Consider the following 20,334-nt stretch of genomic DNA (forward strand, 5'->3'; position numbering starts at 1 on the left):
GGGGAATCGGAGGTTACGCATGAATGCCCTGCATTCGCTGCAAACGCTGGCTGTGTCTATCCGCGCCGTACGCAAAGTCTATGGCGATCCACACACCGGGCCGGTGGCGCTGAAAAGCATCGATCTGGACATCCGCGACAACGAATTCTTCACCCTGCTCGGCCCGTCCGGCTGTGGCAAGACCACCTTGCTGCGGATGATCGCCGGGTTCGAGTTTCCGACCCAGGGCGAGATCCTGCTCTACGGCGAGAACATCGCCGACCGCCCACCCTTCCAGCGCCCGGTCAACACGGTGTTCCAGCACTACGCGCTGTTTCCGCACATGAGCATCGCCGAGAACCTGGCCTTCGGCCTGGAATCCCAGCCCATGGGCAAGGTGCTGGGCAAGGCGCAGATCGCCGAACGGGTACGGGAAATGCTCGCCCTGGTGCAGATGGAACGCTTTGCCACGCGCAAGCCGAGCCAGTTGTCCGGCGGCCAGCAACAGCGTGTAGCCCTGGCCCGCGCCCTGGCGCCCCACCCCAAGGTGCTGCTGCTCGACGAACCGCTTTCGGCCCTCGACCTCAAGCTGCGCCAGGCCATGCGCGAAGAGCTGAAAAGCATTCAGGCCAGGACCGGCATCACCTTTATCTTCGTCACCCACGATCAGGAAGAAGCCCTGACCATGTCCGACCGCATCGCCGTGCTGTCGGAAGGCGAGGTACAGCAGGTCGGCCGACCCGAGGATATCTATGAACGTCCACGCAACCGCTTCGTCGCCGACTTCATCGGTGAAACCAACTTCATCGATGCCAGCGTGACCCGCGTCGAAGCCGGCCTCGCCTGGTTCGCCGGGCCGGCCGGGCATCCACTGCCCGCCCAGCCATGCAGCGACGTCAGGGTCGGCGCGACTGTGGCCCTGTCGGTACGCCCTGAACGCCTGCACCTGCTGCCACAAGGCAGCGAAGGCGCTCTGCCGTGCCGGATCGAGGCACAGGTCTACCTGGGCACCGACCTGCAATACCAGGTCAGCCTCAGCGATGGCTCGCGCCTCACGGTGCGCACACCCAACAGCGTCGACCAGAGCCAGCGCTTCGCGGTGGGCAGCCAGGCCGGCCTGTTGTTCGACCGAGGCAGCGCCAGCGTCCTGCTGGATTGAGCACGAGGGTTCGTCATGCACACATCATCGCTATCCAACACCCTGGAACGGCACAAGGCCTTGCACAGTTTTCTCGGGGTCAGCCCGGCGCTGCTGGCCATCGCCCTGTTTCTGATCGTGCCGATCCTGATCGTCATCGGCTACTCGCTGATGCAGGCCAACCCCTATGGCGGGGTCGACCCGGTCTTCAGCAGCGACGCCTACACCGCCCTGCTGTTCGAGCGGCAACTGGACGATAGCCTGGCCTTCGCCGACTCCTACCTGATCATCGCGCTGCGCTCGATCGGCATCGCCGGGCTGACCACGGTGATTACCCTGCTGATTGGCTTCCCGGTGGCGGTGTGGCTGGCCATGCAACCGCCACAGCGCCGCGGCCTGCTGATCTTCCTGATCACCGTGCCGTTCTGGGCCAACCTGCTGATCCGCACCTACGCCTGGATTCTGTTGCTACGCGGCAGCGGCGTGATCAACAACAGCCTGATGGGCCTGGGGCTGATCCACGAGCCTCTGCCAATGCTCTACACCGACGGCGCCGTGTTGCTGGGGCTGGTCTACACCTACGCGCCCTTCGTGGTGCTGCCGATCTACGCGACCCTGGAAAAAATGGACACCCGCTTGCTCGAAGCCGCCCAGGACCTGTATGCCGGGCGCATCCGCACCCTGCGCAAGGTGGTGCTGCCACTGGCCAGGCCGGGAATCCTGGCCGGCGCCATCCTCACTTTCGTGCCCTGCCTGGGGGCGATGATCGCTCCGGAACTGCTGGGTGGCGGTACCCGGATGATGCTCGGCAACCTGATCTTCCGGCAGTTCAGCGATGCGCGTAACTGGCCGTTCGGCGCCGCGCTGTCGTTGGTACTGATGGCGGCGGTGATGCTGGTCCTGACGCTGTATGCCCTGCGCGCCCAGCGCCAGCGCATTGCCCAGGGAGGTGTGTGATGCTGCGCCTGTTCAAGCGAAACGGCCTCGGCGTACAGGACTTTCCTGGCTTCGGCGGCTTCAGTTTCCTGTTCTACCTGTACCTCTACGCGCCGATCCTGGTGCTGGTGGTGTTCTCCTTCAACGCCAACCAGTCGGCCACAGTCTGGACCGGTTTCAGCCTCGACTGGTACCGCGCCGCCTTCGCCAACCAGGCGCTGCGTTCGGCGGCCGGCAACAGCCTGCTGATCGCCGTGTGCGCCAGCATGATCGCCACCGCCATCGCCACCCTGGCGGCGCTGGGGACTTCCCGCGGCGCGAAGTTCAAGGGCCTGCAACTGTCCATGGGCGCCATCATGCTGCCTCTGGTGCTGCCGGAAATCGTGGTCGGTGTGGCCACCCTGGCGCTGTTCTCCACCATCGGCCTGTCCTTGGGCTACGGCAACCTGATCATTGCCCACACGGTGTTCTGCATTCCGTTCGCCTACCTGCCGATCCGCGCGCGGCTCAACGACATGGACCTGTCCCTGGAACAGGCCGCGGCCGACCTCTACTCAGGCCCGTGGCGCACCTTCCGCAAGGTCACCCTGCCACTGCTGATGCCAGGGATCGTCTCCGGTCTGATGCTGGCCTTCATCGTCTCGCTGGATAACTTCGTGATCTCGATGATGGTCTCCCAGGCCGGCACCACCACCTTGCCGATCTTCATCTTCGGCCTGTTGCGCATGGGCGTGACACCCGACGTCAACGCCGTCTCGACCCTGATCCTGGGCGTCTCGGTGCTGTTCGTCAGCCTCTCTTATCTGCTGGGCAAAAAACACGCTTGAACCTTCCACTGACCTTGGGGAAAAGACATGAGCAAGTTGATCGCAAGCCTCGGCACCTCGCTGCTGCTGAGCCTGCCACTGGGTGTACACGCCGCCGAGAAACTCAACGTGGTGAGCTGGAGCGGCTACTTCTCGCCGCAGATCCTCGCCAAGTTCCAGAAGCAGACCGGCATCGAGGTCACGGTGGACTCCTACGATTCCAACGAAACCCTGCTGGCCAAGCTGAAACAGGGCGGCACCGGCTATGACCTGGCGATCCCTTCGCACCAGTTCGTTCCGATCCTGGTCAAGGAACAGTTGCTGGAGCGCTTCGACCCGGCCAAGGAACCCTACTACGCCGGCCTCGTCGACAATCTGAAAAAGCCCACCTGGGACCCCGAGGGCGCCTACTCCGTGCCCTTTATCTGGGGCACCACCAGCGTGGTGCTCGACGGCGAGCGCTACAAAGGCCCGGCCGACAGCTACAAGGTGCTCTACCAGCCACCGGCCGAGCTGCAGGGTCGGATCAATATGTTCGACTCGGTCAGCGAAGTGATCGACATGGCCAGCCTGTACCTGGACATCCCGCTGTGCAGCGAGGACCCCAAGCAGATGCAGCAGGTGCTGACCCTGCTCAAGGCGCAGAAACCCTTCGTCAAGACCTACAGCTCCAAGGCCGGCTCGATCCGCGAGAACCTGGCCTCGGGCGAGATCGACATGTCGATGTTCTGGGGCGGCTCGTCGATGCGCGCCCGGGAGATGAAACCCAGCCTGAAATACCTGTATCCCAAGGAAGGCGTGCTGGCCTGGGTCGACAACATGGTCATACCCAAAGGCAGCCAGAACCCGGCGAACGCCAAGGCCTTCATCGCTTTTCTCAGCGCACCTGAAAACGCCGCGATGACCCAGAACTTCCTCAAGCACCAGAGCCCGGTCAAGGGCGTGGAAAGTTTCCTCGACGCCGGCCTCAAGGACGCACCGGAACTGCACATTCCCGAAGGCACCAAGGTGGTGTTCAGCCAGACCTGCGGCGAAGGCGCGATCCGCCTGGCCGACCGCCTGTGGACCAACCTGATGCGTTGACCCGTACCGCCCCGCCAGCCCGGCGGGGCGCTTCTCCAGCCGTTTGAAAGGCAACCCTGCCATGACTTCCAATAACATCAGCGAACTGGTCCTGCTGCAGGCCCACGAACTCGCCGAACGCATCCGCCTGCGCCACGTCTCGTGCCGGGAAGTGATGCAGACTTATCTTGCCCATATCGAGCGGTTCAACCCCAGGGTCAATGCCCTGGTCAGCCTGCAACCGGCCGAGCAACTGCTGGCCCAGGCCGACGCCCGCGATGCCGAACTGGCCCGCGGGCAATACCGTGGCTGGATGCACGGCCTGCCCCATGCGATCAAGGACCTGTCCCTGACCCAGGGCATCCGCACCACCCTCGGTTCGCCGCTGTACAAGGATTTCGTGCCCGCGCGCGACGGCATCATGGTCGAGCGGGTCAAGGCCGCCGGGGCGATCATCATCGGCAAAAGCAACACCCCGGAATTCGGTCTCGGTTCGCAAAGCTACAACCCGCTGTTCGGCACCACCGCCTGCGCCTTCGATGCCAACAAGACCGCCGGCGGCAGCAGCGGGGGCGCCGCCGCGGCCCTGGCCATGCACCTGGTGCCAGTGGCCGACGGCAGCGACATGATGGGCTCGCTGCGCAACCCGGCGGCGTTCAACAACGTCATCGGTTTCCGCCCCTCCCAGGGCCGCGTGCCCTTCGACGACAGCAGCGACCTGTTCTTCGACCAACTGGGCTACGAAGGCCCCATGGGCCGCAGCGTGCGCGATACCGCGTTGCTGCTGTCGGTACAGGCCGGCACCGATGCCCGGGCGCCGCTGTCCATCGCCGAATCCGGCGCTGCCTTCACGGCCCCGCTGGAGCGCGACTTCAAGGGTACCCGCCTGGGCTGGCTGGGGGACTTCAACGGCTACCTGCCGATGGAACCGGGCCTGCTCGCGCTGTGCGAGGCGACCTTTGCCGACTTCGAAAATCTCGGCTGCCGCATCGAACCGGTGCAACCCGATTTCGCCATGCCGCAGCTGTGGAGCTGCTGGCGCACCTTGCGCCACTGGATGGTCGCCGGCTCCCTGGGCGCGGCCTATGCCAACCCGGACAAGCGTGCGCAATTGAAACCGGAAGCCTGCTGGGAAGTGGAAAACGGCCTGCGGCTCTCGGCCAGCGAAGTGTTCGCCGCCTCGGTACAACGCAGCAACTGGTACCGGGCGATCTCCCGGCTGTTCGAGGATTTCGACTACCTGCTGCTGCCCAGCGCCCAGGTCTTCCCCTTCGACAAGACCCTGGCCTGGCCCCAGAGCATCAATGGCGTGGCCATGGATACCTACCACCGCTGGATGGAAGTGGTAATCCCCGGCACCCTCTCCGGATGCCCGGTGGCCAACGTCCAGGCCGGCTTCAATAAAGACGGCCTACCCATGGGCCTGCAGATCATCGGTAAACACCAGGCCGACTTCGCCGTACTGCAACTGGCCCATGCCTACGAACAAGCCAGCCGCTGGTTCCAGCGCTGCCCATCGCCATTGCTACAGGAGGGAATTGGATAAACGGTTGATAGCGTAGATAATTTTTTTATAAAAAGCGCTTGACGCCTTACCGTTCTACGCGAATAATGCGCGCCACTTGGCTACATAGCTCAGTTGGTTAGAGCATAGCATTCATAATGCTGGGGTCCGGGGTTCAAGTCCCTGTGTAGCCACCAAGTACCTCAACAAAGCCCGCCTTGCGCGGGCTTTGTTGTTTCTGGCTATCTCTCCACCTTCCCTCCATGTATCTCCTATCCTCGCCAAATAATTGAACTGAGGGGGATGCAAGCCCAAAACGCCGCACCCCCTGCCCCATGAGCGCACCAGCCATTCTCTACGACTACCTGGGCCAGACTGCCGCCTTCAATGCCGACGGCCGGATCAACGCCACTGTCGTCGCCGCCCGCTTCGGCACAGTCCCCAGCGAATGGCTTCACCTCGATTCCACCGTTGCCCCTACCAGATCTTGCAGGTGCCAAGCCGGGACAAGTCCTCTATAAAACTGCACTCCCTTCATCCCTAAGGAAAACTTCAGTAATGCACATGGAAGAGCACACACTGAACGAAATGAGCGACGAGCTGAAACTCATGCTCGGCCGCTTTCGGCACGAACAATTCGTCGAGAAACTCGGATGGCGGCTGCCGGCCCATCCGAGCCAGGCAGGTTGCGAATGGGATCAATACGACACCGAGCACGCCCGCTACCTCCTGGCGTTCAATGAAGACCGCGCCATCGTTGGCTGCGCCCGCCTGATTCCCACCACGTTCCCCAACCTGCTTGAAGGAGTGTTCGGCCATACCTGCGCCGGGGCGCCGCCCAAGCATCCAGCCATCTGGGAAATGACTCGCTTCACCACCCGCGAACCGCAACTGGCGATGCCGTTGTTCTGGAGAAGCCTCAAGACGGCCAGCCTAGCGGGCGCAGATGCCATCGTCGGGATTGTCAACAGCACCATGGAGCGCTATTACAAAATCAACGGCGTCCACTACGAACGACTGGGCCCGGTCACGGTGCACCAGAATGAAAAAATCCTCGCCATCAAACTCTCGGCCCACCGCGAGCATCACCGCAGCGCAGTCGCACCGTCAGCCTTCATGTCCGACACATTATTGAGAGAGACCGCTTGATACAGGCCGAGTCGTCCTTCTTGAAGACCCTCAGATATAGCCCATCGCGACGGCGTAAGAGACTGCCTGCACGCGGTTACTGGCGCCGATTTTGCGTTGGATGTTGCGGTGGTGGTAATTCACCGTATCGGTGCACACCCCCATGATCACGCCGATTTCCTCCGAGGTCTTGCCGTCGGCCGTCCAGCGCAGCACATCACATTCCCGCCCACTGAACTCCACATCCGTATTGAAGACACGCACGTCGCTCTCCAGCTCGGAAATCTTCTCGTGGACCGCGGCAGCAAACGCTTTGATCACCAGCTTCAACGCTTCGAACTCCTGAAGACTGATGGGATTATCCTTGCGCGCCAGGCTTAACATCCCAACCCTCCCCTGGGTGTTGAACGAGGGTTGTGCCAGGCCGTAGCGTAAATTCGAGTCGTTGGCTTCGGACCACAGATCCGGGCACCCCCGGAACAACTCATTGCTCCACAAAATGGGGGACGACGAGACTTTGCTGTGCTTCACAGTGGGATCGATCACCGCGTAGTTAGCCGCCTGATATCGCTGCACCCAGTCCTCGGGATAATTGCCATACATATAAGTCCTGGGCCGCATGAACGGAGTCACGCTGCACATGCCGTAGGCAAAAAAATCAAACCGTAGTTCGCGCAAGGCCCTCAACGCGACAGCTGTAAACTCCTCCATATCCATGGTTCGCGCAAAGATACTATAAAAGTACGTATCCCATCCCAACTGCTGCCCTAATTCCATTCTGAGCACCACCAAAGTTGAAAACAGGCCGTTAGCCTAGACCAACCTGACCCTCTGTCAACAAGCAAAACCACACAGTCGTAGGCTGCTTCGCACTAGCACTAGATTTATTGCATCTAATACAACTAACCAAATAGAACATTGCATCCTGACGATGCTAGTAAGCCATTACCGCCTCTCAGCCGACGAATGAACCTGCCTCTTCATAATAATGCAACAGTTCATCCGGCGGACTGCAGCCTGCCCGTTCATGTCCTACATCACTACAAGATCTGGTAGTTCCACCCCCAAGAAATGCAGGTGTATAAACAACACCCGCTCGGCACGGCCACGAAGGAACAATAGTTAAAAACTGTAAACATTCACCCGCGCCAATTAACTAAATATTTACTTTCAAAAACACAACCCCAACTAAGGAGGATGCTGCCCATGCCTGCTTCGCTTTCCCCTAGCGGCTTTAATGATCACCTTGAACTTCGCCAAAAAAATCGCGCCACGGTCGAACAGTACATGCGCACTAACGGCAAAGATCGCCTGCGTCGTCATGAACTGTTCACTCAGGATGGCAGTGGCGGTTCCTGGAACACCGAAACCGGTGAACCCCTTGTGTTTAAAGGCCACACGAAGCTGGCTGCCCTCGGCGTATGGCTGGAGAAATGCTTTCCAGACTGGCAATGGCACAACGTCCGGGTGTTTGAAACCGATAACCCCAACCACTTCTGGGTGGAAAGCGACGGTCGCGGCAAGACCCTGGTTCCCGGTTACCCCGAAGGTTATTGCGAAAATCATTACATCCATTCTTTCGAACTGGACGACGGCAAGATCACGCAGAACCGTGAATTCATGAACCCCTTCCAACAACTTCGCGCCTTGGGCATCCCCGTTCCAAAAATCAAGCGTGAAGGTATCCCCGCTTCATAACCCCCCTTTATTCATTGGAGACTGAGCATGCCCAATAGCGCAGCGCAACAACTAACCGCTAGCGACATCACTGAACTTCGCCGCAAGAACCGCGCCACGGTCGAGCAATATATGCGCACCAAAGGCCAAGACCGCCTGCGCCGCCATGAACTATTTACCGAAGATGGTTCAGGCGGCTTATGGACCACCGATACCGGCGCGCCGATTGTAATCAGTGGCAAGGCCAAGTTGGCCGAACATGCTGTTTGGTCACTCAAGTGCTTCCCGGACTGGGAGTGGTACAACGTCAAAGTATTTGAAACCGATGACCCTAACCATATCTGGGTCGAGTGTGATGGCCACGGCAAGATCCTCTTTCCCGGTTATCCGGAAGGCTATTACGAGAACCACTTCCTGCACTCCTTCGAGCTGGAAGACGGCAAAGTAAAACGCAATCGCGAATTCATGAACGTCTTTCAACAACTGCGCGCCCTGGGTATTCCAGTACCGCAAATCAAACGCGAAGGCATTCCAACTTAATCCTCGTGAGAGTGATCGCATCATGGAAGACTTACTGAAACGGGTTCTAAGTTGTGAAGCGTTCCAGCAGCCTCAATGGAGCGAACCATCACAATTGCATGACGCGCAGGCCTACCTCAGGGACAGCGCCTCATTGATTCGAGTGGAAGACATCCTGGTGCTGCGCGCCACCCTGGCGCGTGTAGCGGCCGGCGAAGCGATGGTCATCCAGTCCGGTGACTGCGCCGAGGACATGGATGAAAGCACTCCCGATCATGTGGCCCGCAAAGCAGCGGTGCTGGACATCCTGGCCGGAGCGTTCCGGCTCGTGACCCAGCAACCGGTGGTACGGGTGGGACGGATTGCCGGGCAGTTTGCCAAGCCCCGTTCCAACAACAACGAACGCATTGGCGATCTCGAGTTGCCGGTGTATCGCGGCGACATGGTCAACGGCCGCGAGGCCGTCTGCGGCCATCGCCAGCACGATGCGCAACGCCTGGTTCGAGGCTATGGCGCCGCACGGGACATCATGCAGCACCTGGGCTGGAAAGCGTCGGCAGGCCAGGAGCAACTCATAGGTTCACCGGCCTGGACCAGCCACGAAATGCTGGTACTCGACTACGAACTGCCACAACTGCGCCAGGACGAACAGGGCCGGGTATTTCTCGGTTCTACCCACTGGCCGTGGATCGGCGAGCGTACCCGTCAGTTAACGGGCGCTCACGTGGCGCTGCTCAGCGAAGTGCTCAACCCAGTGGCGTGCAAGGTCGGCCCGGACATTACCCGGGACCAGCTGCTGAGCCTGTGTGAGCGCCTGGACGCCAAGCGCGAACCCGGCCGGCTGACCCTGATTGCCCGCATGGGCGCCCAGAAGGTCGCCGAGCGCCTGCCTCCACTGGTCGAAGCGGTATGCCAGGCCGGCCACAAGATCATCTGGCTGAGCGACCCGATGCACGGCAACACCATCGTCGCGCCCTGCGGCAACAAGACCCGCATGGTGCAGGCCATCACCGAGGAAATCGCCGCCTTCAAGCATGCCGTGACCTCTGCCGGTGGCGTGGCCGCCGGCCTGCACCTGGAAACCACCCCTGACGACGTCAGCGAGTGCGCTTCCGATGCCGCCGGCCTGCATCAGGTCGCCAGCCGCTACAAAAGCCTGTGCGACCCGCGCCTGAACCCCTGGCAAGCCATTACTGCGGTGATGGCCTGGAAAAACCAGCCCTCCTCAACCCTTGCCTCCTTTTGACTGGAGTTTGTCGTCATGACCGGCATTCCATCGATCATCCCTTACGCCTTGCCTACTAACCGCGACTTGCCCGTCAACCTCGCGCAATGGAGCATCGACCCCGAGCGTGCCGTGCTGCTGGTGCATGACATGCAACGCTACTTCCTGCGGCCCTTGCCCGACGCCCTGCGTGACGAAGTCGTGAGCAATGCCGCGCGCATTCGCCAGTGGGCTGCCGACAACGGCGTTCCGGTGGCCTACACCGCCCAGCCCGGCAGCATGAGCGAGGAGCAACGCGGGCTGCTCAAGGACTTCTGGGGCCCAGGCATGAAGGCCAGCCCCGCCGACCGCGAGGTGGTCGGCGCCCTGACGCCCAAGCCCGGCGACTGGCTGCTGACCAAGTGGCGCTACAGTGCGTTCTTCAACTCCGACCTGCTGGAACGCATGCGCGCCAACGAGCGCGATCAGTTGATCCTGTGCGGGGTGTACGCCCATGTCGGGGTACTGATTTCCACCGTGGATGCCTACTCCAACGATATCCAGCCGTTCCTCGTTGCCGACGCGATCGCCGACTTCAGCAAGGAGCACCACTGGATGGCCATCGAATACGCCGCCAGCCGTTGCGCCATGGTCATCACCACCGACGAGGTGGTGCTATGAGCCAGACCGCAGCCCACCTCATGGAACGCATCCTGCAACCGGTTCCCGAACCGTTTGCCCTGTTGTACCGCCCGGAATCCAGCGGTCCCGGCCTGCTGGACGTGCTGATCGGCGAAATGTCGGAACCGCAGGTCCTGGCCGATATCGACTTGCCTGCCACCTCGATCGGCGCGCCTCGCCTGGATGTACTGGCGCTGATTCCCTACCGGCAGATCGCCGAACGCGGTTTCGAGGCGGTGGACGATCAATCGCCGCTGCTGGCGATGAACATCACCGAGCAGCAATCCATCAGCATCGAACGCTTGCTGGGGTTGCTGCCCAACGTGCCGATCCAGTTGAACAGCGAACGCTTCGACCTCAGCGATGCGAGCTACGCCGAGATCGTCAGCCAGGTGATCGCCAACGAAATCGGCTCCGGGGAAGGCGCCAACTTCGTCATCAAGCGCACCTTCCTGGCCGAGATCAGCGAGTACGGCCCGGCCAGTGCGCTGTCGTTCTTTCGCCATCTGCTGGAACGGGAGAAAGGCGCCTACTGGACGTTCATCATCCACACCGGCAGCCGTACCTTCGTGGGGGCGTCCCCCGAGCGCCACATCAGCATCAAGGATGGGCTCGCGGTGATGAACCCCATCAGCGGCACTTACCGCTATCCGCCCGCCGGCCCCAACCTGACGGAAGTCATGGACTTTTTGGCGGATCGCAAGGAGGCCGACGAGCTCTACATGGTGGTGGACGAAGAGCTGAAAATGATGGCGCGCATCTGTGACGACGGCGGCCACGTCCTCGGTCCTTATCTCAAGGAAATGGCGCACCTGGCCCACACCGAGTACTTCATCGAAGGCAAGACCCATCGCGATGTACGGGAAATCCTGCGCGAAACCCTGTTTGCCCCGACCGTCACCGGCAGCCCGCTGGAAAGCGCCTGCCGGGTCATCCAGCGCTATGAGCCGCAAGGCCGCGCGTACTACAGCGGCATGGCTGCGCTGATCGGCAGCGATGGCAAGGGCGGGCGTTCCCTGGACTCGGCGATCCTGATTCGCACCGCCGACATCGATAACAGCGGCGAGGTGCGGATCAGCGTGGGCTCGACCATCGTGCGCCATTCCGACCCGATGACCGAGGCTGCCGAAAGCCGGGCCAAGGCCACCGGCCTGATCAGCGCACTGAAAAACCAGGCGCCCTCGCGCTTCGGCAATCACCTGCAAGTGCGCGCCGCATTGGCCAGCCGCAATGCCTACGTCTCGGACTTCTGGCTGATGGACAGCCAGCAGCGGGAGCAGCTCCAGGCCGACTTCAGTGGGCGCCAGGTGCTGATCGTCGACGCCGAGGACACCTTCACCTCGATGATCGCCAAGCAACTGCGGGCCCTGGGCCTGGTGGTGACGGTGTGCAGCTTCAGCGACGAATACAGCTTTGACGGCTACGACCTGGTCATCATGGGCCCCGGCCCCGGCAACCCGAGCGAAGTCCAACAGCCGAAAATCAACCACCTGCACGTGGCCATCCGCTCCTTGCTCAGCCAGCAGCGGCCGTTCCTTGCGGTGTGCCTGAGCCATCAGGTGCTGAGCTTGTGCCTGGGCCTGGAACTGCAGCGCAAAGCCATTCCCAACCAGGGCGTGCAAAAACAGATCGACCTGTTTGGCAACGCCGAACGGGTGGGTTTCTACAACACCTTCGCCGCCCAGAGTTCGAGTGACCGCCTGGACATCGACGGCATCGGCACCGTCGAAATCAGCCGCGACAGCGAGACCGGCGAGGTGCATGCCCTGCGTGGGCCGTCGTTCGCCTCCATGCAGTTTCATGCCGAGTCGCTGCTGACCCAGGAAGGCCCGCGCATCATCGCCGACCTGCTGCGGCACGCCCTCATCCACACACCTGTCGAGAGCAACGCTTCGGCCGCCGGGAGATAACCATGCACCATTACGTCATCATCGACGCCTTTGCCAGCGCCCCGCTGGAAGGCAATCCGGTCGCGGTGTTCTTTGACGCCGATGACTTGTCGGCCGAGCAAATGCAACGCATCGCCCGGGAGATGAACCTGTCGGAAACCACCTTCGTGCTCAAGCCACGCAACTGTGGCGATGCACTGATCCGGATCTTCACCCCGGTCAACGAACTGCCCTTCGCCGGGCACCCGTTGCTGGGCACGGCCATTGCCCTGGGTGCGCACACCGACAATCACCGGCTGTTCCTGGAAACCCAGATGGGCACCATCGCCTTTGACCTGGAGCGCCAGAACGGCAACGTCGTCGCCGCCAGCATGGACCAGCCGATACCGACCTGGACGGCCCTGGGGCGCGACGTCGAATTGCTCAAGGCCCTGGGCATCAGCGACTCGACCTTTCCCATCGAGATCTATCACAACGGCCCGCGTCATGTGTTTGTCGGCCTGCCGAGCATCGCCGCGTTGTCCGCCCTGCACCCCGACCACCGTGCCCTGTCCAGCTTCCACGACATGGCCATCAACTGTTTTGCCGGCGCGGGACGGCGTTGGCGCAGCCGGATGTTCTCACCGGCCTATGGGGTGGTCGAGGACGCGGCCACAGGCTCCGCTGCCGGGCCCTTGGCGATTCATCTGGCGCGTCATGGCCAGATCGAGTTCGGCCAGCAGATCGAGATTCTTCAGGGCGTGGAAATCGGCCGCCCTTCACTGATGTTCGCCAGGACCGAGGGCCGCGCCGATCAACTGACGCGGGTCGAAGTATCAGGCAATGGCGTCACCTTCGGACGGGGGACCATCGTTCTATGAACAGTTCAGTACTAGGCCAGCCGCTGCTGGGTAAAGGCATGTCGGAATCCCTGACTGGCACACTGGATGCGCCGTTTCCCGAGTACCAGACTCTGCCTGCCGATCCCATGAGCGTGCTGCACAACTGGCTCGAACGCGCACGCCGCGTGGGCATCCGCGAACCCCGTGCGCTGGCGCTGGCCACGGCGGACAGCCAGGGCCGGCCTTCGACGCGCATCGTGGTGATCAGCGAGATCAGTGACACCGGGGTGCTGTTCAGCACCCATGCCGGAAGCCAGAAAGGCCGCGAACTGACAGAGAACCCCTGGGCCTCGGGTGTGCTGTATTGGCGCGAAACCAGCCAGCAGATCATCCTCAATGGCCAGGCCGTGCGCTTGCCGGATGCCAAGGCTGACGAGGCCTGGTTGAAGCGCCCTTATGCCACGCATCCGATGTCATCGGTGTCTCGCCAGAGTGAAGAACTCAAGGATATTCAAGCCATGCGCAACGCCGCCAGGGAACTGGCCGACGTGCAAGGTCCGCTGCCGCGTCCCGAGGGTTATTGCGTGTTTGAGTTGCGGCTTGAGTCGTTGGAGTTCTGGGGTAACGGCCAGGAACGCCTGCATGAGCGCCTGCGCTATGACCGCAGCGATACGGGCTGGAAGGTGCGGCGTTTGCAACCCTGAATAACGCAGGTATTTGCACGAGACCCGCCTCGTTGACGAGTCAGCCAAGGTGGCATGACTCGCTCAATACAGAGCTGGCGCGGTTCAATGATTAATGACAGGAGTTACTAAATGTGTGGTCTCACAGGATGGGTAGACTATACGCGCAGGCTCGAAGGGGAAGACCCTGCGATTCGCGCCATGACCAATACGCTCGCACTGCGCGGGCCTGATGCGCAAGGCATATGGAAACATCGACATGCCCTGCTGGGGCATCGGCGGCTGGCGGTCATCGACCTGAGCGGCGGTACCCAGCCAATGGTCTATCGCTTTGCGGACGGCCAGGAGGTCTCGCTGGTCTACACAGGGGAGGTCTACAACCACGATGCGTTGCGCGACCAGCTACGACAGGCGGGGCATGAATTTCAGACCCGCAGCGATACCGAGGTCGTGCTGCATGCCTACCTGGAATGGGGCGAGCGTTGCTGCGATCACCTGACAGGCATGTTCGCCTTCGCCCTGTTCGACGGACGCGATGGCCACCTGCTGTTGGTACGCGATCGCCTGGGGATCAAGCCGCTGTTCTATGCCCGGCATCGCGAAGGGCTGCTCTTCGGCTCGGAGATCAAGGCCATCCTGGCTCACCCGGAGTTCACTACGGGGCTGGAAGTGACGGGGCTGGTCGACGTGCTCACGCTGTCGAAGGGAACCGCCCAGACGCCTTTCAGGAACCTGATGGAGCTGCTTCCCGGCCACTTCCTGTCCTGGCGCCCCAATGGGCAGATGAAGATCCAGTGCTACTGGAAAGTACGCCGCCAGGAGCACCAGGACGACCTGCAGACGACCGTGCAACAGACCCGCGAGTTGGTCACCCACGCGCTGGGTTCGCAGTTGTATGCCGACGTTCCCGTGTGCTCGCTGCTGTCCGGCGGGCTCGACTCCACCACCCTCACGGCCATCGCGCAACGTATCGTCAAGGCGAAGACCGGCGGGGATATCAATTCCTTTTCGGTGGACTTCACTGGCCAGTCCGCACAGTTCAAGAGCGACGACCTGCGTCCCGACCAGGACCAGCCCTTTGCCCTGTTGGCCGCGGAGTTCATCGGTAGCCGGCACCAGACCGTCCTCATCGACAACGAGGAACTGATCTCCGACCTGGCGCGCGAGGAGGTGTTCCGCGCCAAGGACGTACCGTTCACCTTCGGCGACATGGATACCTCGTTGAACCTGTTGTTCAGGGAAATTCGCAAGCACTCCACGGTGGCCATCTCCGGGGAGGGCGCTGATGAAGTCTTCGGTGGCTATGGCTGGTTCCGTGATCCTCAGGTCATCGCCTCCGCGTCCTTTCCATGGGCGTCGCGGGTGAAGTTGCCGGCCGCGTTTATCAATGCAGACTTCAACCGCCAATGCGATCTCGCCCAGTACCAACAGGCGAGCTACGACGATGCGCTGCGCCAGGTCGAACACCTGGCGCAAGACAGCCCGCACGAACGCCGGATGCGCGAGCTTTGCCACATGCACCTGAAACGCTGGATGGTGATGCTGCTGGATCGCAAGGACCGCCTGAGCATGTGCAACAGCCTCGAGGTACGTGTGCCGTTCACCGATCACCAATTGGTCGAGTACATCTATAACGTGCCTTGGTCGATCAAGAGCAAGGATGGCGAGGAGAAGTGGCTGCTCAAGCAGGCCTGTGCCGACTTCGTACCGGAGGCGGTGCTCAAACGCCGCAAGAGCCCCTATCCGACCTCAGCCGACCTGGGCTACGAACGCTTCCTGCGCCAGAGTGCCCGGCAGCTTCTGCAGGACACGGGGAACCCGGTGTTCGGCATCGTATCCCACGCCTATATGGCCGAGGAACTGCGCCAGCCCGAGGGCCACTTCAATACGCAAATGAGCCGGCACAGCCTGGAAACAGCGCTGGCGCTGGATGCCTGGCTACGTTTGCACGGGATCTCGCTCTGATACGAGCCTGAGGCAGCCACAGGCAGGCCCGCCGGCCTGTGGCTGCCATTGCCGGCACGGTGTTTCTACCTTGATTCAAGGCGCCCCGCGCCCCGCGCCTTCAATGCCAAAGCCCAAGCCCCCAGAAATCCCAGCGGCGCCACCGGCCGCCTCCAGGCCAGCGTCCGGCATCGGGCCTTGCCCGCAAGTACCGGCAATCCCGGCACCGTAGCGCCCAGCGAAAGGGTCAGCATGGGCCCGCTCACTGTTGTACATTCCTCCCCACGGACGACACATCATTTACCCAGTGAACGGAGTTCAACGCGTGTTCTCGACCCTCAATCCGCGTCACCGCCGGCTTGCCAGTTTCTCGCTGCTAGCCGTCGCCTTAAGCCTCGCCGCCTGCAACGCTTCCGCCCCTTCCCACACCGCCCTGCCCCCCGCCCCGGAAATCGCTTCGGGTTATCGCACCGACCTGCAAGTGCAACACGCCGACCGGCATATGGCCGCCGCGGCCAACCCGTTGGCGGCCGAAGCCGGGCGCGAAATGTTGCGCAAGGGTGGTTCGGCCATCGATGCGGCGATTGCCATGCAAGCGGTGCTGACTCTGGTGGAGCCGCAGTCGTCGGGGATCGGCGGCGGGGCCTTGATCGTGCTCTGGGACGGCAAGGCGGTGCGCACGTACGACGGTCGCGAAACCGCGCCAGCCGGGGCCACCGAGAAGTTGTTCCTGCAAGCCGACGGCAAGCCCATGCCGTTCCCCCAGGCACAGATCGGCGGCCGTTCGGTGGGTACGCCCGGTGTGCTCCGCGCCCTGGAACTGGCCCATAAAAAACATGGCCGCTTGCCGTGGGCGCAGCTGTTCGAGCCGGCGATTCGCCTGGCGGACCAGGGTTTCCCGATCTCCCCGCGCCTGCACAGCATGATCGTCGCCGATCCGTACCTGGCGAAATCGCCGGATATGGCCGCCTACTTCCTGCAGGCCGATGGCACGCCGAAAGCCGTCGGCACCCTGCTGAAAAACCCGCAGCTGGCCGCCGTGCTCGAACGCATCGCCAAGGAAGGCCCGAACGCCTTGTACCAAGGGCCGGTCGCCCGGGAAATCGTCGCCAAGGTGCAGGGCCACGCCAACCCGGGCAGCCTGTCGCTCAACGACCTGCAAGGCTACCGCGCCAAGGAGCGCGAACCGCTGTGCACCAACTACAAGCGCTGGCAGGTCTGCGGCATGCCGCCGCCTTCGTCGGGCGGGATCGCCCTGGCGCAGATCCTCGGCACCCTGCAGGCGCTGGAAGCCCGCGACCCGCGTTATGCGCTGCCACCGTTGAAGCCGGCCAAGACCCATCTGCCGGCCGGCCTCGAACCGGCGCCTGAAGCGGTGCACCTGATCGCCGAAGCCGAACGCCTGGCCTACGCCGACCGCGCTTTGTACGTGGCGGATTCAGACTTCGCCCCGGTGCCGATCGCCGGCCTGGTCGCCCCACAGTACCTGGCGCAGCGTGCCGCCTTGATCGGCGAACGCAGCATGGCCAAGGCCGAGCCCGGCAAGCCCCAGGGCATCCAGGTGGCCTACGCCCCGGACCGCTCGCCGATGCGCATCTCCACCTCGCAAGTGGTGGCGGTGGATGACCAGGGCGGCGCGGTGTCCATGACCACCACCGTGGAGGCGGCCTTCGGCTCGCACCTGATGGTCCAGGGCTTCATGCTCAACAACCAGATGACCGACTTCTCCTTCATCCCCGAAGAGAACGGCCAGCCGGTGGCCAACCGCGTGCAGCCGGGCAAGCGCCCACGCTCGTCCATGGCGCCGACCCTGGTCTTCGACCGCGACAGCGGTGAACTGCTGGCCACCGTCGGCTCGCCGGGCGGCTCGCAGATCATCGAGTACGTGGCCAAGTCGGTGATCGGCATGCTCGACTGGAACCTCGACCCGCAAGCCGCCATCAGCCTGCCCAACTTCGGCAGCCGCAACGGCCCGACCGAACTGGAACAAGGCCAGTTCACCCCTGGGTTGAAAGCGGCGCTGAAAGCCAAGGGCCATGAGGTGACCGACATCGACATGACCAGCGGCACCCAGGCGATCGTGCGGGTACGCGATGCCCAGGGTAAAACCTCATGGGCCGGTGGCGCCGATCCACGGCGTGAAGGGGCAGCGTTGGGGGATTGAGGCCAACGCAGGAAAACCCAAAGGGCTTGCCGCGAGGTGGGCCCTTTTTATTTTTTACGCCGCGCAAGCGCAGGCATGGGTGGTGAATGCTGTATGCCGATTTTTCCTGCGTTCTGTGTCTGACGCCGTCTTTCGATCGCTCCTAGCATCAGTTTTTTTGGCCGAGGTGCAGGCGATGAACCCGATTCCCGGCGGTATCGATTTTTCAGGCTTGGCCGTGCGCCGGCTGGTGGCCGACGACCTCGAACTGGTCCGCCGGCACCGCGAGGCGATGTTCCTCGAAGCCGGAGGCGAACCCGCGGCCCTGCAAGTGATGAGCGAACACTTCCGCCCCTGGTTGCGCGAGCGTTTGCCCGATGGCCGCTACTACGGCTTTGCCCTGCTGGACGGCCAGCAACCGGTGGCGGCCATTGGCTTGATGAGCATCGACTGGCCGCCCCACCCGTCCCATCCGACCCAGGACCAGCGCGGTTATGTGCTCAACCTGTATGTCGAACCCGCCTACCGGCGCCGAGGGCTGGCCTCGGCGCTGATGAAGCTGGCGGAAGCCGAATTCATCCAGCGCGGGCTGAGCTTCGCCGTCTTGCATGCGACCGAGGTGGGCAAGCCGGTGTATGCCGGATTGGGCTGGGCGGCCACTGCGGAAATGGCCAAGGTGCTGAACACAGGCCTGTAGCCGCTGCCGAGCCCGCGAGGCTGCGAACGACCCCGGCGGGGGCACAGGAATCGTGAGACCGCTGGAGGACCTTCGGTCCTATCGCAGCCTTCGGCAGCGGCTACAGAATCCTTTAGGGCTTCAAGAAATGCGCATATCTCACAGTCACAGAATGTCGCAGTAACAGCGTTGCGACTCCATCTCTTCCACCCTATGGTTCGACCATCGCTGCAAAACCAGCGAACAGGCTTGGCGGCCTGATAGAATCGAGGCGCACAAGCGCCCCCACCTTTGCAGGCGCTTTTTTTTGCGCCCGCATACCTGCGTTATGACGGGTTGCGTGGGAGAGCCTTCGGGTTCGCCGGTTGCCTTGATTCCCGGTCCGCCAATCCTGCGTAACCCGTCACCCTGATCTGTTTGGCGGCAGACGGTGATGATTCTTCGAATCAAGGAGGTTCACCATGAAACACACCCTCAATCCATCCCCTTCCTCCCTGCACACCCTCGGCAAAATAACCTTTGCCAATTGTGGCGAAGGCCAACGTCCGCTGCTGCGGGTCAACGCCGACGTCCCCCTGGCCGACGCCCTGGAACACGCCTCGTTGCTGCTACATCTGGCAAAACAGTTGACCCTGGATGCGGCCATGGAACCGCAGGCGGACCGCTATGCTTGGGCGGCACATTACCTGGGTGAGATGGGTAAAGCGGTGATGGATGATGTGCACACCGCGATGACGGCAGGCGCAGGTTGAAACCGAGCAACCCCTGCGGGACGGGCAACATCGATTGCTGTCCGTCCATCGCCTTCCTCTCTCACCCCATTGCTTAAGTCCCATGACGGGACTAGGATTTCGAGCCATGAGGATTATCGCCGTCAGTCATTTGAAGACGTTCTGGGAACAGCACCCGGATGTCGAACAACCGCTTCTGGCCTGGATCGATGAAGCACGCAATGCCAACTGGTCCAGCCCGGCGCAGATCAAGGACCAGTTTTGCAGCGCCAGCATTCTTAAAAGCCGTCGCGTGGTGTTCAACATCAAAGGCAATGACTACCGCTTGGTAGTGGCCGTGGCTTACCGCTTTGGCGCCCTCTACATCAAGTTCGTTGGCACTCACCAGCAGTACGATGCCATCGACGCCGACCGCGTTGAAATGGAGTAACGAGCATGCAGATTCGCCCCATCCACACCGACCAGGATTACCGCGCGGCGCTCAAGCAAGTGTCGGTGCTGTTCGATAACGAGCCCGAACCCGGCACCGCAGAAGGCGACTACTTCGACGTGATGATCACCCTGATCGAAGCCTATGAAGCCAAGCACTTCCCGGTCGACCTGCCCAACCCGATCGACGCCATCAAGTTCCGCATGGAGCAATCGGGCCTGTCGGCCGCCGACCTGGCTCCCGCCATCGGCCGAACCAACCGGGTCTACGAAGTGCTCAACGGCAAACGCGCCCTGACCCTGCCAATGATCTGGAAACTGCACCAACTGTTCGGCATCCCCGCCGAGAGCCTGATCAAGCCGGTGAAGTCAGTCTGAGTGGTT

General features: G+C 62.1%; 20 protein-coding genes and 1 tRNA gene. 20 read left to right on the forward strand and 1 reads right to left on the reverse strand.

Annotated features, from left to right (window positions below; all coding sequences use genetic code 11):
- Positions 1–19: 19 nt before the first annotated feature.
- The 7 genes from AC07Y9_RS19935 (at position 20) to AC07Y9_RS19965 (ending at position 6,574) form a co-directional block, all read left to right on the forward strand.
- Positions 20–1,138, forward strand: a complete 1,119-nt coding sequence (locus AC07Y9_RS19935; protein ID WP_102679669.1) for an ABC transporter ATP-binding protein — start codon at positions 20–22, stop codon at positions 1,136–1,138.
- A gap of 15 nt (positions 1,139–1,153) precedes the next feature.
- Positions 1,154–2,074, forward strand: coding sequence for an ABC transporter permease (locus AC07Y9_RS19940; RefSeq protein ID WP_102679670.1), 921 nt, complete (start codon positions 1,154–1,156; stop codon positions 2,072–2,074).
- Positions 2,071–2,880: an ABC transporter permease gene (locus AC07Y9_RS19945; protein WP_162096075.1), complete on the forward strand. Its 810-nt coding sequence runs from the start codon at positions 2,071–2,073 to the stop codon at positions 2,878–2,880. The genes AC07Y9_RS19940 and AC07Y9_RS19945 overlap by 4 nt, the downstream gene beginning before the upstream one ends.
- A 27-nt stretch (positions 2,881–2,907) precedes the next feature.
- Positions 2,908–3,942 carry an ABC transporter substrate-binding protein gene (locus AC07Y9_RS19950; RefSeq protein ID WP_102679671.1) on the forward strand — a complete coding sequence of 345 codons (1,035 nt, stop codon included), beginning with the start codon at positions 2,908–2,910 and terminating at the stop codon, positions 3,940–3,942.
- Between the two features lie 61 nt (positions 3,943–4,003).
- Positions 4,004–5,467, forward strand: a complete 1,464-nt coding sequence (locus AC07Y9_RS19955; protein ID WP_102679672.1) for an amidase — start codon at positions 4,004–4,006, stop codon at positions 5,465–5,467.
- Between the two features lie 78 nt (positions 5,468–5,545).
- Positions 5,546–5,622 (forward strand) — tRNA-Met (locus AC07Y9_RS19960).
- 361 nt (positions 5,623–5,983) lie between these two features.
- Positions 5,984–6,574 (forward strand): acyl-homoserine-lactone synthase, encoded by a 591-nt coding sequence (locus AC07Y9_RS19965; protein ID WP_007923204.1) that lies wholly within the window; start codon positions 5,984–5,986, stop codon positions 6,572–6,574.
- Positions 6,575–6,604: 30 nt separating this feature from the next.
- Here the strand turns inward: AC07Y9_RS19965 and AC07Y9_RS19970 are convergent, their stop codons facing one another.
- Positions 6,605–7,330: an autoinducer binding domain-containing protein gene (locus tag AC07Y9_RS19970; protein WP_102679673.1), complete on the reverse strand. Its 726-nt coding sequence runs from the start codon at positions 7,328–7,330 to the stop codon at positions 6,605–6,607.
- 429 nt (positions 7,331–7,759) lie between these two features.
- On the opposite strand from AC07Y9_RS19970, the gene AC07Y9_RS19975 reads away from it, so the two are divergent.
- The 13 genes from AC07Y9_RS19975 to AC07Y9_RS20035 all read left to right on the forward strand — a co-directional run bounded on the left by AC07Y9_RS19975 (position 7,760) and on the right by AC07Y9_RS20035 (position 20,328).
- Entirely contained in the window at positions 7,760–8,251 is a 492-nt protein-coding gene (locus AC07Y9_RS19975) for a PhzA/PhzB family protein (RefSeq protein ID WP_101339097.1), read from the forward strand.
- A gap of 27 nt (positions 8,252–8,278) precedes the next feature.
- Positions 8,279–8,770, forward strand: a complete 492-nt coding sequence (locus AC07Y9_RS19980; RefSeq protein ID WP_007923191.1) for a PhzA/PhzB family protein — start codon at positions 8,279–8,281, stop codon at positions 8,768–8,770.
- A gap of 22 nt (positions 8,771–8,792) precedes the next feature.
- Positions 8,793–9,995 (forward strand): 3-deoxy-7-phosphoheptulonate synthase, encoded by a 1,203-nt coding sequence (locus AC07Y9_RS19985; protein WP_007923189.1) that lies wholly within the window; start codon positions 8,793–8,795, stop codon positions 9,993–9,995.
- Positions 9,996–10,010: 15 nt separating this feature from the next.
- Positions 10,011–10,634 carry an isochorismatase family protein gene (locus AC07Y9_RS19990; protein WP_102679674.1) on the forward strand — a complete coding sequence of 208 codons (624 nt, stop codon included), beginning with the start codon at positions 10,011–10,013 and terminating at the stop codon, positions 10,632–10,634.
- A gap of 20 nt (positions 10,635–10,654) precedes the next feature.
- Positions 10,655–12,544, forward strand: coding sequence for an anthranilate synthase family protein (locus AC07Y9_RS19995; RefSeq protein ID WP_371858210.1), 1,890 nt, complete (start codon positions 10,655–10,657; stop codon positions 12,542–12,544).
- A gap of 2 nt (positions 12,545–12,546) precedes the next feature.
- On the forward strand, positions 12,547–13,383 hold the full coding sequence (locus AC07Y9_RS20000) for a PhzF family phenazine biosynthesis protein (protein WP_053262624.1): 837 nt from the start codon (positions 12,547–12,549) through the stop codon (positions 13,381–13,383).
- The gene (gene phzG, locus AC07Y9_RS20005; protein WP_102679676.1) at positions 13,380–14,048 is read left to right on the forward strand and encodes a phenazine biosynthesis FMN-dependent oxidase PhzG; all 669 of its coding nucleotides are present in this window, start codon (positions 13,380–13,382) and stop codon (positions 14,046–14,048) included. Before AC07Y9_RS20000 ends, phzG begins: the two co-directional genes overlap by 4 nt.
- Before the next feature lie 111 nt (positions 14,049–14,159).
- On the forward strand, positions 14,160–15,992 hold the full coding sequence (asnB, locus tag AC07Y9_RS20010) for an asparagine synthase (glutamine-hydrolyzing) (protein WP_102679677.1): 1,833 nt from the start codon (positions 14,160–14,162) through the stop codon (positions 15,990–15,992).
- Positions 15,993–16,296: 304 nt separating this feature from the next.
- Positions 16,297–18,135 (forward strand): gamma-glutamyltransferase, encoded by a 1,839-nt coding sequence (gene ggt, locus AC07Y9_RS20015; protein ID WP_102679678.1) that lies wholly within the window; start codon positions 16,297–16,299, stop codon positions 18,133–18,135.
- A gap of 175 nt (positions 18,136–18,310) precedes the next feature.
- Positions 18,311–18,811 carry a GNAT family N-acetyltransferase gene (locus AC07Y9_RS20020; RefSeq protein ID WP_102679679.1) on the forward strand — a complete coding sequence of 167 codons (501 nt, stop codon included), beginning with the start codon at positions 18,311–18,313 and terminating at the stop codon, positions 18,809–18,811.
- A gap of 440 nt (positions 18,812–19,251) precedes the next feature.
- Positions 19,252–19,542 carry a DUF3077 domain-containing protein gene (locus tag AC07Y9_RS20025; RefSeq protein ID WP_102679680.1) on the forward strand — a complete coding sequence of 97 codons (291 nt, stop codon included), beginning with the start codon at positions 19,252–19,254 and terminating at the stop codon, positions 19,540–19,542.
- A gap of 106 nt (positions 19,543–19,648) precedes the next feature.
- On the forward strand, positions 19,649–19,951 hold the full coding sequence (locus tag AC07Y9_RS20030) for a type II toxin-antitoxin system HigB family toxin (RefSeq protein WP_007926255.1): 303 nt from the start codon (positions 19,649–19,651) through the stop codon (positions 19,949–19,951).
- 5 nt (positions 19,952–19,956) lie between these two features.
- Positions 19,957–20,328, forward strand: a complete 372-nt coding sequence (locus AC07Y9_RS20035; protein WP_092417716.1) for a helix-turn-helix domain-containing protein — start codon at positions 19,957–19,959, stop codon at positions 20,326–20,328.
- The last annotated feature ends 6 nt before the right edge of the window (positions 20,329–20,334 follow it).

Source organism: Pseudomonas sp. GW456-L12, assembly GCF_059424045.1.